General features: G+C 73.7%; 12 protein-coding genes. 8 read left to right on the plus strand and 4 right to left on the minus strand.

All coding sequences use genetic code 11. The features are described from left to right. Positions 1-4 precede the first annotated feature (4 nt). A complete protein-coding gene (locus GH723_RS07175; protein WP_153759017.1) occupies positions 5-484 on the minus strand; it encodes a pyridoxamine 5'-phosphate oxidase family protein in 480 nt (159 codons plus the stop codon). A gap of 89 nt (positions 485-573) precedes the next feature. Here GH723_RS07175 and GH723_RS07180 point away from each other — a divergent pair, with 89 nt between their 5' ends. From GH723_RS07180 to GH723_RS07195, 4 genes are read left to right on the plus strand one after another with little or no spacing between them, the layout of a single operon-like run. Continuing rightward, positions 574-1,290, plus strand: coding sequence for a DUF4097 family beta strand repeat-containing protein (locus tag GH723_RS07180; RefSeq protein WP_153759018.1), 717 nt, complete (start codon positions 574-576; stop codon positions 1,288-1,290). Beyond that, entirely contained in the window at positions 1,291-1,869 is a 579-nt protein-coding gene (locus GH723_RS07185) for an adenylate/guanylate cyclase domain-containing protein (protein ID WP_153759019.1), read from the plus strand. A gap of 12 nt (positions 1,870-1,881) precedes the next feature. After that, a complete protein-coding gene (rimO, locus tag GH723_RS07190; RefSeq protein WP_153759020.1) occupies positions 1,882-3,138 on the plus strand; it encodes a 30S ribosomal protein S12 methylthiotransferase RimO in 1,257 nt (418 codons plus the stop codon). After that, positions 3,135-3,710 carry a CDP-alcohol phosphatidyltransferase family protein gene (locus GH723_RS07195; RefSeq protein ID WP_153759021.1) on the plus strand — a complete coding sequence of 192 codons (576 nt, stop codon included), beginning with the start codon at positions 3,135-3,137 and terminating at the stop codon, positions 3,708-3,710. The genes rimO and GH723_RS07195 overlap by 4 nt, the downstream gene beginning before the upstream one ends. A gap of 3 nt (positions 3,711-3,713) precedes the next feature. On the opposite strand, the gene GH723_RS19035 is transcribed toward GH723_RS07195, so the two are convergent. Further along, positions 3,714-6,230: a glycosyltransferase gene (locus tag GH723_RS19035; protein ID WP_153759022.1), complete on the minus strand. Its 2,517-nt coding sequence runs from the start codon at positions 6,228-6,230 to the stop codon at positions 3,714-3,716. A 32-nt stretch (positions 6,231-6,262) separates the two neighbouring features. On the opposite strand from GH723_RS19035, the gene GH723_RS07205 reads away from it, so the two are divergent. Then, complete coding sequence (locus GH723_RS07205) at positions 6,263-7,519, plus strand: competence/damage-inducible protein A (RefSeq protein ID WP_153759023.1); 1,257 nt, start codon at positions 6,263-6,265, stop codon at positions 7,517-7,519. 31 nt (positions 7,520-7,550) lie between these two features. Further along, positions 7,551-8,459 (plus strand): TIGR03560 family F420-dependent LLM class oxidoreductase, encoded by a 909-nt coding sequence (locus GH723_RS07210; RefSeq protein ID WP_153759024.1) that lies wholly within the window; start codon positions 7,551-7,553, stop codon positions 8,457-8,459. A gap of 23 nt (positions 8,460-8,482) precedes the next feature. On the opposite strand, the gene GH723_RS07215 is transcribed toward GH723_RS07210, so the two are convergent. Both GH723_RS07215 and msrB read right to left on the minus strand, forming a co-directional pair. Beyond that, positions 8,483-9,013 carry a hypothetical protein gene (locus tag GH723_RS07215; RefSeq protein ID WP_153759025.1) on the minus strand — a complete coding sequence of 177 codons (531 nt, stop codon included), beginning with the start codon at positions 9,011-9,013 and terminating at the stop codon, positions 8,483-8,485. Between the two features lie 96 nt (positions 9,014-9,109). Continuing rightward, positions 9,110-9,526, minus strand: coding sequence for a peptide-methionine (R)-S-oxide reductase MsrB (gene msrB / locus GH723_RS07220; RefSeq protein WP_153759026.1), 417 nt, complete (start codon positions 9,524-9,526; stop codon positions 9,110-9,112). 80 nt (positions 9,527-9,606) lie between these two features. On the opposite strand from msrB, the gene GH723_RS07225 reads away from it, so the two are divergent. Then, positions 9,607-11,709 carry a RecQ family ATP-dependent DNA helicase gene (locus tag GH723_RS07225; protein WP_153759027.1) on the plus strand — a complete coding sequence of 701 codons (2,103 nt, stop codon included), beginning with the start codon at positions 9,607-9,609 and terminating at the stop codon, positions 11,707-11,709. 213 nt (positions 11,710-11,922) lie between these two features. Beyond that, on the plus strand, positions 11,923-12,954 hold the full coding sequence (recA, locus tag GH723_RS07230; protein WP_153761112.1) for a recombinase RecA: 1,032 nt from the start codon (positions 11,923-11,925) through the stop codon (positions 12,952-12,954). The last annotated feature ends 175 nt before the right edge of the window (positions 12,955-13,129 follow it).

Consider the following 13,129-nt stretch of genomic DNA (forward strand, 5'->3'; position numbering starts at 1 on the left):
GGGCCTAGGCCCTCCAGAGGAGGACCTGGCCCTCGCCGGTGGTCATCAGCGAGGCGGGTTGGACCCGCAGGCGGTCGGGGATGAGGCGCAGGATGCCGAACGCCGGGCTCGTCGGGCTGTCCCACGCAGGGATGATGGCCGGGTCGTAGCCGACGGGCGGTGACGCCTGCGCGAACCGCTGCCACCCCTTGGCCAAGGCGTCCTCGCTCGTCTGCCACTCGGCGGAGCACTCCGCGGTGCAGGTGTCCTGGTCCGGGCTCCAGTACGTGACCGACATCCGCGGCATCGCCGCGAGGTCGTGGGCCTTCGGCGACAGGGGAGAGGTGGCGATCCACCCGGTGAGCTGCGCGCCGCTCCACTCCCAGATCGGGTGGAGCACCCGCGTCCTCGGCCGGCCGCGGGGGTCGGTGGTCCCGGCGACGCACCACACGATGCGGTGCGCCATCTCCACGAACGCCGGCGCGACGGTCTCCAGTGCTGCCATGGTTGCTCTCCTCGCTCGCCCTGTCCGGAGCATGTCACAGGTGACCGGCGCCACTGCGGAGCGGGAGGGGGAGGAGTACCGTCCCCCTCGTGGGGGTCGAGAGCAGCGGAGAGGCGACCGTCGCCCGATCGGTCCGCATCTCGACGCGGTCGGGCCGCATCGAGGTGGTGGCCGAGGCGCGCGACGACGTGGTGGTCGAGGGCGGCGCGGTCGATCCCGGCGACGCCCCCGACGGCGGGCCTGCGCAGCTCACGGTCACCGGTGGGCACGACGCGGTGCGGGCCCGGGTGCCGACGGGGACCGACGTCGTGGTCGGCACCCGCTCGGGGCGGGTCGCGCTCACCGGCGAGCTCGGCGCGGTCGCCGTCACCACGGTCAGCGGCCGGGTGACGGTGCAATCGGCGCGGCGGGCCTCGGTCCGCACGGTGAGCGCCCGGGTCGAGGTCGAGATCTGCGAGGGAGAGGCGCGGGTCGACACCGTCAGCGGTCGCGTCGCCGTCGGGCGCGCCGGGTCGATCAAGGTCGCGACGAAGACCGGGCGCGTCCGGGTCGAGGCGGTCGACGGGGAGGTGCGGGCCCGATCCGTGGCCGGGCGGGTGACGATCGGCTACGTCGGCTCGACACCGCCCGACGTGAAGCTGGAGACCGTGAGCGGGCGCATCGAGCTCGAGGTGCCCGCCGGTGCCGCGCCCGTCCAGCGGTTCGCGTCGCGCTCCGGATCGATCCGGTCGACCGTCCCCCATGGCGAGACGGGGACGATCGCGGCCCGCACGCTGAGCGGGGCGATCCGCGTCCGGGAGGCCTAGGTGGCGGTCGACGTGGCCGCCGACGCCGTCGTCGGCACGGTGGTGTTCACCGACATCGTCGGCTTCACCGCGTTCACCGCCGACGAGGGCGACGACCGTGCGCTCGAGCTGCTGGCGGTCCAGGAGCGGGCGGTGGAGCGGCTGCTCCCGGACGGGGCCCGGGTCGTCAAGGAGCTGGGGGACGGCCTCATGCTGTGGTTCCCCGACCCGGTCGGCGCGATCACCACCGCGCTGGCGCTGCACGCCACGCTCGCCGACCACGACCTCGACGGCTTCCCGCTGTGGATCCGTGCCGGTGCCCACCACGGCACGCAGCGACGGCGCCGCGACGACCTCCTCGGCCACGACGTCAACGTCGCGGCCCGCATCGTCGACCTGGCCGGCCCCGGTGAGCTGCTCGTCTCGGAGGCCACCCGGCGCGCCATCGGTGGCGGGCTCGTCGACGTGGAGTTCCGGGAGGTCGGGCCGGTGTTCGTCAAGGGCCTCGCGGACCCGGTCTGGATCCACCACGTCGAGCCCCTCGACGACACGACTGTCGTCCCCGCGGACCCACCCGCTGCGCCGGAGGGGGCCAGGTAGGCTGTCGGGGCCATGCCCCGCCGCTACTGGGTCGAGACGCTCGGCTGCCCCAAGAACCAGGTCGATTCGGACAAGCTCGTCGGGACGCTCCTCGCCGACGGCATGGTGCCGGCCGACTCGCCCGATGCCGCCGACCTCGTCGTCGTCAACACCTGCGCGTTCATCGAGGACGCCCGCCAGGAGTCGATCGACACGGTGCTGGCCCTGTCCGACGCACGTCGCGACGGCGCCGAGCTGGTGGTCACCGGGTGCATGGCCGAGCGCTACGGCGACGAGCTCGCCGACGCGCTGCCCGAGGTCGACGCCGTCGCGGGGTTCGGCGTGCCCGTCACCCTCGGTCCCACCCGACGAGTCCCCGAGCTCGACCTGCTCAACCTGCCCCGCCCGGCCTCCGCCGTGCCGTGGGCGTACGTGAAGGTCGCCGAGGGCTGCGACCGGGCCTGCGGGTTCTGCGCCATCCCCACGTTCCGGGGTCCCCAGCGGTCCCGCTCGATCGAGTCGATCCTCGCCGAGGTCGACCAGCTCGGCGTGCAGGAGGTCGTCCTCGTCGCCCAGGACCTCGCCGCCTTCGGCCGGGACCAGGGCGTCGGCGAGCGGGCCATCGTGCCGCTCGTCGAGGCCGTGTCCGCACGGGCGGCGCGGGTCCGGCTGCTCTACCTCTACCCGTCCGACCTCACCGACCAGCTGGTCGACGCCATCTGCGCCACCGGCGTGCCCTACTTCGACCTCAGCCTCCAGCACGTGTCGCGCCCGCTCCTGCGGAGGATGCGCCGCTGGGGCGACGGCGACCGCTTCCTCGACCGCATCCACGCCATCCGCGGGCGTGAGCCCGACGCCGCCTTCCGCTCCAACTTCATCGTCGGGTACCCGGGCGAGACCGAGGACGACCACGATGCGCTGCTGCGCTTCGTCGAGGCGGCCCAGCTCGACTGGTGCGGGTTCTTCTCCTACTCCCCGGAGGCCGGCACCTACGCCGCCGACCTCGACGGCCAGGTCGCGCCGGGGCTCGTGGCCGAGCGCCTCGCCGAGCTGTCCGAGCTGCAGGACGCCATCACCGCGCAGCGTCGGTCGGCGCTGATCGGCCGCACCGTCGAGGTCCTGGTGGACGAGCCGGGCGTCGGCCGCACCCACCGCGAGGCGCCCGAGATCGACGGCATCGTCACGGTGCCCACCGACCTCGTGCCGGGCGCGTTCCACACCGTCGAGGTCGTCGATTCGCTCGGCCCCGACCTCGAGGCGGTCGCCGCCACGATCGGGGCGCCGCGGTGACCGACACCGCCTTCGGCCCGAGCGCGCTCGCCACCCCGGCGAACTACGTGACGATCGCCCGCTTGCTCCTCTCGCCCCTGCTCTTCGTGGCCATCGCCGACGGCGGCGCAGGGTGGCTGATCTTCGCCGTCTGGACCGCCCTCTGCCTCACCGACGGGGTGGACGGCTACCTCGCCCGGCGCCACGGCACCACGCGCTCCGGGGCATTCCTCGACCCGCTCGCCGACAAGGTGCTGGTTCTCGGCGCTCTCGTCGCCCTCGTGGCCATCGAGCGCTTCACGTGGCTGCCCGTGCTCCTCATCGCCGCCCGCGAGGTCGCGATCAGCATGTACCGCTCGTACTGGGCCCGCCGAGGCGTCTCGATCCCCGCGCGTCGCAGCGCCAAGCTGAAGACCGTCACCCAGCAGTTCGCCGTGGCGTTCGCGCTCCTCCCGCCGATCGCCGACGACCCGGCCTGGGTCGCCGACACCACCCTGTGGGCCGCGGTGGGGCTCACGCTGGGGACGGGCGCGCAGTACCTCTACGACGGGTCCCGGGCGGCGGCCCCGGCCGGCGCGCCGCCGTCGGTCTGAGCCTCACGCGTCGCCCGACGCCGTGCCTCTGTGGCGCGTGCGGATCCGGTCGAGCTGCTCGGCGACGACCTCGTCCGACAGTCGGCTCGGGGCGTCGGTGCGGTAGCGGCAGGCGACGGCCGGCAGCTCGAGCGGCGGCCGGTCGCTGGTGAGGCGCAGCAGCAGGTCCCAGTCCTCCGCGTAGGTGAGCGTCTCGTCGAAGCGGGCCTCGGGAAGCCCCGCCCGGTGGGCGATCGCGCCGATGTCGGTGATCATGCCCTCCTCGAGGGTCGCCCGGTCGTACGCCGCGAACTGCAACCACGGCCAGCCCCGACCGGGGAGCCCGTGGACGCGGTCGTGGTCGTCGATGAGCCGCGCCCCGTAGAGCACCTGGGCATCGGGGTGGGACTCGAAGGCCCCGACGACGGCGTGGAGCCACTCGGGGTCGAGCTCGTTGTCGTCGTCGAGGTAGGCGACGATCTCTCCGGTTGCGGCCGCCAGGCCGACGTTGCGGGCCCCCGACAAGCCGGGCTCCGGGTGGTGCACCACGTGGATCCGGTGGTCGGGGAGCTCGGCGAGCGCGGCGCGCGTCGCGCCGCCGCCGTCGTCGCCGTTGTCGACCACGACCAGCTCCCAGTGCGGGTAGCGCTGGGCGCACACCGAGCGGACCGCCCGGGGGAGGACCTCGGGACGGTGGCGGGTGGCCAGGATCACCGAGACGAGCGCACCGGACGCCGGGACCGGCTCCGCGGCCAGCCAGTGCATCGTGCGCCAGACCAGCGACTCCCGCTCGAGCTGGGCGACCCGCTCGTCGAGGCCGGCCACCGCGATCGCCGACCTGCCCGGAGCCGCCTCCACCTCCGGCACCTCGGCGCCCGGCTCGGGGCTCGCGGGGCGGGGCCGTCGGGCCAGTCGCTGCGACGCCAGGGCGCCGGAGCGCGCCGCGACCGACGGGACGAGGTCGTCGCGCGGGCTGCCGTCGACGTCGCCGAGGCGGTGGCCGAGCGCAGCGGCGACCGTCGGCGCCACCTCGTGGGACAGGAGCGGCCGGTCGCGGTGGCCGGGGGAGATGCCCGGGCCGGTCGCGAGGAAGAGCCCTCGCTCGTGGTGGTCGCCGGTGCGCCAGTGCTCGTAGGGCACGACGACGGTGCCGATCGTCGGCGACCACACCCGCTCCAGGAGGGAGCTGCGGTTCCACTCGACCAGCAGGTCGGGGAAGTCGTCCACCTCCTGGCGAGGGAACACGTCGTCGGTCCGCACGACGTCGAGGACGGCGGGCTCGCCGGTGTCGACGTCGACGAGCTCGAGCAGGTCGGCACGGAGCCGCTCGAGGACCCGGTCGAGCTCGCGACCCGGCGCGACCCGTCCGTGGCGCTCCCGTCCCAGGAGGTTCACGCGCACGCCCCCGGCGGGGGAGTTGTTCGGGACGTCGTAGAACGTGCGGCCCGCCCGGCCGACGGCGTCGAGGTCGGGGTTCGGCGCGGGAGGGGCCGAGCTGATGCGGCGACGGACGAGGGGCGCCAGGTGCGGGGTGACGCGTCGCTCGAGCGCCAGCGGGAGCCGACCGATCGTCATCCCGGCGAGGCGCGTGCGGCGGCCGACCGGTGCGGCGCCGCGGTGGGCCAGGTCGAGGCGCCACAGGATGTGGTCGAGCATGTGGGTGCCGTCGAAGTGGGGGCCCATCCCGTGGGTGAGGTGGACGTAGACGGTGGTGTCGTCGTCGACCCGTTCGAGGTGGGCGCCGAGCCCCTCGTCGAGCAGCTCGTAGACCGCGACGAGCGGGTCGCCGAGCAGCTCGGCACGCGTGGGGTCGTGCCACGGGTGGCCGGGGTCGTGCACGTGCCAGAACTGGTGGCCGACGCAGTGCGACTCCCCGTAGACCGTGAGGAACCACGACCAGTCGCCTTGGTCGAGGAGGTGGAGCGACGCCGCCGTCTTCCGTCGGATGCCCTCCTTCAGGTCCTCGAACAAGGCGAGGTCCTCGCCCGGGGTGCGGTGCAGGCCGGCGCGGTGGTGGTAGTCGCACGCCGCGAACGCGGGTGTCCCGCCGGGGCCGGGGGAGGTGCCGACCGGGTGGGGTCCGAACCGCTCGGAGAGCTGCCCGACCAGCTCGGGCGGGTGGGACTGGGTGGCGAAGTGCCGGTCGTGGCACCCCCACTCGGCGACGAGGACGCCGTCGAGGTCCGGCGTCGGGAAGATGTGCGGTGCATCGATGACCGCGACGCGGTGGCCCGCACCGCTGAGGGCGTCCCAGACGCGCGTGCCGACCGTGTCACGAGGGGTCGTGTCCCGCCACTCGTAGGTGTGCCGGTCCACCTTGGCCCAGCAGTAGTACTCGTGGTTGGTCGGGAGGCGACCGGTGAACATCGACGTCCAGTGCGCCCCCACGTAGACGCCGCGCGGCCCGACGGTGTCGACGACCGCGCCACGCTCGAGGAGCGACGCCAGGTGCGGCATCCGCCCCTCCTCGGCCAGGCGGCGGGCGATGTCCGCGTCGCAGGCGTCGAACGCGACGTGGAGGAGGCGCGCGGGGGCTGTCATGCGCCGGGACGCTACCGGTAGCCTCGCCCGCCATGCGCTGCGAAGTCGTCGCCGTCGGGACGGAGCTGCTCCTCGGGCAGATCGTCGACACCAACTCGTCCTGGATCGGTGAGCAGCTGGCCCTGGCCGGCATCGACAGCCACTTCCAGACCAAGGTGGGCGACAACCGCGACCGGATCGCCAGCAGCCTGCGGCAGGCACTCGAGCGCAGCGACGCCGTCGTGGTGTGCGGTGGCCTCGGCCCGACGCAGGACGACATCACCCGCGACGTCATCGCCGAGGTGATGGGCGTCGAGCTCCTCCACGACGAGGCCATCGAGGCGCGCATCCGGGCGATGTTCGGCTCGCGGGGACGGGCGATGTCGGCGAACAACCTCCGCCAGGCACAGGTGCCGGCGGGTGCGACCACCATCCCGCAGATGCCCGGCACCGCGCCGGGGCTCGTGTGCCCCATGCCGCCGGGCCACGCGCACGAGGGCAAGGTCATCTACGCCGTCCCCGGCGTCCCCGCCGAGATGCGGGAGATGGTGGCGGGCACGGTCGTCCCCGACCTGCAGCGCCGTGCTGGGGTCACGTCGGTGATCGCCAGCCGCACCCTGCGGACGTGGGGCCAGTCCGAGTCCGGCCTCGCCGAGATGCTGCACGACGAGATCGAGCGGCTCGACCGCGAGCCCGGCGCCACGATCGCCTTCCTGGCGAGCGGCATCGAGGGGATCAAGGTCCGCCTCACGGCGAAGGCGGCCACCGCCGCGGAGGCCGAGGAGGTCATCGCCGCCGAGGAGGCCGTCGTCCGGTCGATCATCGGCGACATCGTCTTCGGGGTCGACGACGAGACGATGGAGCACGCCGTCGTGTCGCTGCTCGCCGAGCAGGGCCTCACGCTCGCGGTCGCGGAGTCGGTCACCGGCGGTCTCATCGGCTCCCGCATCACCAACGTGCCCGGCGCGTCGAAGGTGTTCCGAGGGGGCGTCGTCGCCTACGCCTCCGACGTGAAGTTCTCGGTGCTCGGCGTGCCCGAGGGCCCGGTCGTCACCGAGGAGTGCGCTCGGGCCATGGCCGACGGCGTGCGCAAGGTCCTCGGCGCCGACGTGGGGCTCGGCGTCACGGGCGTGGCCGGGCCCGACGCGCAGGAGGACCTGCCCCCGGGCACGGTGTTCTTCGGCCTCGCCATCGGCGACCGCGTGGAGTCGCGACCGGTGCGCATGCCGGGCGATCGGGAGCGCATCCGGGCGTTCTCCACCATCGGGCTCCTCAACTGGCTGCGCCGCCGCCTGCTCGACCTGGAGTAGCCGTGGCCGTCGGCTCCCTAGGATCCCCGGCATGCGCTTCTCCTTCTGGGTCAACAACTCGCAGGGCTGGGACGAGATCCTCGCCACGAGCCGCCACGCCGCCGCCACCGGGTGGGACGGCGTCTGGGTGGCCGACCACTTCATGCCGAACGCCGAGGACGTGTCCGGTCCGATGCACGAGGCGTGGTCGCTCGTCGCCGGCCTGGCCGCCGCGGTGGAGCGGGTGCGCATCGGCGTGCTCGTCAGCGGCAACACGTACCGCCACCCCGCGGTGCTGGCCAAGGCCGCGGCGACGGCGGACCACATCAGCGGGGGTCGCGTCGTGCTCGGCCTCGGTGCCGGGTGGCAGGAGAACGAGCACGAGCGGTACGGCATCGAGTTCTCGACCGTCGGCGGGCGCCTCGACCGCCTCGAGGAGGCTTGCGAGGTCGTCACCCGTCTCTTCACCGAGGAGCGCGTGACCTTCGCGGGGGAGCACTACCAGCTGACCGATGCGCCGCTCGAGCCCAAGCCGGTGCAGTCGCCGCTGCCGCTGCTCATCGGCGGCGGGGGCGAGAAGCGCACCATGCGGATCGCCGCCCGCTTCGCCCAGGAGTGGAACGTCTGGGGCACGCCCGACGTGCTGCGCCACAAGAACGGCGTGCTCGACGCCCACTGTCACGATGTCGGACGCGACCCCGGGGAGATCCGCCGGTCCTGCCAGGGACTGCTGTTCCTCTTCGACAACGAGGCGAAGGCGGAGGAGATGCGCCAGCGCGACATCGGGCGCGCGGCGCTCGTCGGCACGCCGGAGCAGCTCGTCGAGGTGGTCGCCGCCTACCGCGACGCCGGGGTCGACGAGCTGATCGTTCCCGACTTCACGCTGCCCCAGGGCGCCGCCAAGCGGGAGGTCATGGACACCTTCATCGAGCAGGTCGCGGCACCGTTCCGCGACCGCTGAGCGGGCTGGCGGCCGGCCACCGCTCAGGCGGCGGGGTTGAGCCGCTCGAGCACCCCGCCGAGGGCCTGCAGCGGCCGCTGCTGCTCCGACAGCTGGGAGTCGGCCACCAGCGCCCCGCCGGTCAGGAGGGGGACGGTCCACTGGACGACCGCCATCCGCCGGCGGGCGCCGTCGTCGACCGACCCGTCGGCCTCTGACGCCGCCAGGCGTCGCCCGAGCACGTCGGCGTAGAACGTCGCGGCGAGCGCCGCGCCGGTGAGGGCGGCCTTGGCCGCCGCGGTGGGTGCGACGCCGCGCTGAGCCAGGATCCGGCCCTTGTTGTCCTTCGTGACGACGAGCGCGCCGGCCGCGTAGGCGGTGACGGCGAGGGCGTTCACGACCGACCAGCGGCGCCAGCCGGCTCGCGCCACCTGCTGCGGGCGGTCCGCGCTCGCTGCGGCGCCGTTGAGGCCGACCGCCCCCATGAGGGATCCTCCGAACCACGTGGCGAGCCCGAGGTCGTTGAGCGTGCGCGCCACCGTGTTGCGGGTGCCGAACCGGTCGTGGCGGGACATGGGAGCCTCCGGGGTCGAGAGCGAGGGACGCTCCCTACCCCGGCGCACCACGGAGGAAGCGCTCGGCGCCTGTGGCCGATGCGCTCCCCTCGGGTGTCAGCCCTCCGAGGGGTCGAGCCGCAGCGACGCCGAGTTCATGCAGTAGCGCTCGCCCGTCGGCTGCGGACCGTCGGGGAACACGTGGCCGAGGTGCGAGCCGCAGCGGGCGCAGAGGGCCTCGGTGCGGACCATGCCGTGGCTGCGGTCCTCCTGCAGGGTGACCCGCTCCGGCGAGATCGGCTCCCAGAAGCTCGGCCAGCCGCTGCCGGAGTCGTACTTGGTGTCCGAGCGGAACAGCTCGAGGTCGCACACGAGGCACCGGTAGATCCCCGGTTCCTTCGAGTCGACGTAGGCGCCGGTGAAGGCCCGTTCGGTGCCCGCCCGGCGGGTGATCTCGAACTGCTCGGGGGTGAGGCGAGCACGCAGCTCGTCCTCGTCGACCTCGATGGGGGAGATGCCGGTGCCGTCGCTCATGGCCCCATCGTCGCAGGGTGCGGCCCGGACGCCAACGTCGGGCGGGCTCGGACGTCACACCCGGGTGGGACCATGGTGAGATGACCCCGTCGGCGCCACCTCCCGCCCCGTCCGACGAGCTGACGGCCGCGGCCGGCGACGTGCTCGCGGCCCTCGCCGGGCCCGACGCCGTCCTGCGGCCCGACCAGCTCGCGGCGATCGACGCGCTGGCCACCCGGCGCGAGCGCGTGCTCCTGGTGCAGGCCACCGGGTGGGGGAAGTCCGCGGTCTACTGGATCGCCACCCAGCTGATCCGCCGGGCCGGCGGAGGCCCCACCTTGGTCGTGTCGCCGCTGCTCGCGCTCATGCGCAACCAGGTGGCGGCCGCCGAGCGCGCCGGCATCCGAGCCGCCACGATCAACTCGGCGAACCTCGACGACTGGCACGACGTCGAGGCCCGCATCCGCGCCGACGAGGTCGACGTCCTGCTCATCTCACCGGAGCGGCTCAACAACCCCCGGTTCCGCGCCGACGTCCTGCCCGACCTCGCGGCCACCGTCGGTCTCCTCGTCGTCGACGAGGCGCACTGCATCTCGGACTGGGGCCACGACTTCCGGCCGGACTACCGGCGCATCGCCGACGTGCTCGCCGGCCTCGCGCCCGGGGTCCCGGTCCTCGCCGCGACCGCCACCGCCAACCGACGGGTCGAGGCCGACGTCGCCGGGCAGATCGGCGCCGAGACGCTCACGCTCCGTGGCTCGCTCGACCGGCCCACGCTGCACCTCGCCGTCGCCGAGGTGCCCGGGTCGGCGGCCCAGCTCGCCTGGCTGCACCGCTGGGTCGCGGAGCACCCCGGCCCGGGGCTCGTCTACTGCCTGTCCGTCTCGGAGGCCGAGCGCGTCGCGCTCCACCTCCAGCGCCAGGGCCTCGCGGCGGCGTCCTACACCGGGTCCACCCCGGCGCCCGAGCGCGAGCGGATCGAGGCCGATCTGGACACCGGCGCCCTGGCGTGCGTCGTCGCCACCTCCGCGCTGGGCATGGGCTACGACAACCCGCACCTCTCCTACGTCGTCCACCTCGGCTCGCCGTCCTCGCCCATCGCCTACTACCAGCAGGTCGGCCGGGCCGGTCGGGGCCGGGTCGACGCCCACGTGGTGCTCGTGCCCACCGCGAGCGAGCGCGACATCTGGGCGTACTTCGACGCCACGGCGATGCCCCGTCGCCGCACCGTCGAGGAGGTCCTCGGCGTGCTCGAGCGCCACGGCCCGTGCACCGTCGCCGACCTCGAGGCGATGGTCAACCTGCGACGGGGACGCCTGGAGGCGCTGCTGAAGGTGCTCGATGTCGAGGGGGCGGTGGAGCGGTCCGGCTCGGCGTGGTCTCGCACCGAGGTGCCGTGGACCTACGACGAGGACCGCTACGCCCGGCTCGCCGCGGCCCGGCGGGCCGAGCAGGAGACGATGCGGGCGTACCAGCGCACCGAGGGCTGCCGCCTGCGGTTCCTCCGCGAGCAGCTGGACGACCCCGGCGCCGAGGACTGCGGGCGGTGCGACAACTGCGCCGGTCGGCCGGTCGACACCGAGGTCGAGCAGGAGGCGGTCGCCGTCGCCGAGCGGGACCTGCGCTCGGCGGTGGTCGTGCTCGAGCCTCGGAAGCAGTGGCCGCGTGGCCTCGAGGGTCGGCGCGGCAACATCCGCCCCGAGATGCGGGCCGAGGAGGGCCGGGCGCTCGCGCTCGGCTCCGACCCCGGCTGGTCGGAGGTCCTCGGTCCGCTGTTCGCGGCGCCCGACGCCGCCCCCGACGACGACCTGCTCCGCGGCGTCGCCGCAGCGTTGAAGGCCTGGCCGTGGGGGCGTCGTCCCGAGTGGGTCACCTGGATCCCGTCGCGCACCCGTCCGCTCCTCGTGGCGGGGCTGGCGTCGCGCCTGGCCGAGGTCGGGCGGATGGAGCTGGTCGACGCGGTGCGGCGCGTGCGGCCCGACGCCCCTCCCCAGGCCGAGATGGACAACTCGGTCACCCAGGCCGCCAACGTGCTCGACGCCTTCGAGATCGGGCGGACCGACGGGGGAGCGCTGCCGCCGGGACCGGGGCTCGTCGTCGACGACGCGCTGCGCTCGGGGTGGACGATGGCCGTCGTCGCCGCCGGCCTCCGCGAGGCCGGCGCAGGGCTCGTCCTGCCCTTCGTCCTGTGGCGCCGCCTCTAGGAACGGGTGCTTGAATCGAACACCCGTTCGCAATTACAGTGACGTCGTTCCCGCGGCGCCGATGGGGGCGCCGGGTCCGCCCGCTCCCCGTCACTGTCACACCCCCTCCGTAGGGTTCACTCATCGGGCCAGCCACACGGTGCGGCCCCACCTGGACGACGAGAACGAACGACAACGGGAGAAGAACCGGTGGAGCGAGACAAGGCACTGGCCATGGCCCTCGGCCAGATCGAGAAGCAGTACGGCAAGGGCTCGGTCATGAAGATGGGCGAGAAGGGGACGATGGCCATCGAGGCCATCTCGACCGGCTCGATCGCCCTCGACGTGGCGCTCGGCGTCGGGGGCCTGCCCCGTGGCCGCGTCACCGAGATCTACGGCCCGGAGTCCTCGGGCAAGTCCACCCTCGCCATGCACGTCGTGGCCGAGGCCCAGCGCAACGGCGGCATCTGCGCCTACATCGACGCCGAGCACGCCATGGACCCGACCTACGCCGCCCGCATCGGCGTCGACGTCGACGAGCTCCTCATCTCCCAGCCCGACACCGGGGAGCAGGCGCTCGAGATCGCCGACATGCTCGTGCGCTCCGGTGCGCTCGACGTCGTGGTCATCGACTCGGTGGCCGCCCTCACGCCCCGGGCGGAGATCGAGGGCGAGATGGGCGACAGCCACGTGGGCCTCCAGGCCCGCCTGATGTCCCAGGCGCTGCGCAAGCTCACCGCCAACCTCAACAAGACCCACACCATCTGCATCTTCATCAACCAGCTGCGGGAGAAGATCGGCGTCATGTTCGGGTCGCCGGAGACCACCCCCGGCGGTCGGGCGTTGAAGTTCTACTCCTCGGTCCGCATCGACATCCGCCGCATCGAGTCGATCAAGGACGGCGTCGAGGTGGTGGGCAACCGCACCCGCACCAAGATCGTGAAGAACAAGGTGGCGCCGCCGTTCAAGCAGGCCGAGTTCGACATCATGTACGGCCAGGGGATCAGCCGGGAGGGCTCGGTGCTCGACCTCGGGGTGGACCTCGGCATCATCAAGAAGTCGGGCGCCTGGTACACCTACGACGGCGAGCAGCTGGGCCAGGGGCGGGAGAACGCCAAGGGCTTCCTCCACGACAACCCCGAGATCATGGTCGAGGTGTCCGAGCGGGTCCGGGCCCAGGTCGGCATCGGCCAGAAGGACGCCGAGTCCGACGCCGCCGACGTCATGACCGACGCCGACGACGAGCCCATCACGCTCGAGGACTGATCCACGACGGGCCCACCCGTCACCGTCGCCCCTGCCGTCCGGGTCAGGGGTGTGCCGCCGCCGACCGCGTGGACGCCCACCGGTCGGCGGTGCCGCGTCCCACCCGCCGGGGTGGGTGGGATCGCGCCGGCCCGCCGCCACACTGATGGTCGACGGATCGTGCTCGGGCGACCGC

This window comes from Actinomarinicola tropica (genome assembly GCF_009650215.1).
In the GTDB taxonomy this organism is placed as follows: Bacteria; Actinomycetota; Acidimicrobiia; order Acidimicrobiales; family SKKL01; genus Actinomarinicola; species Actinomarinicola tropica.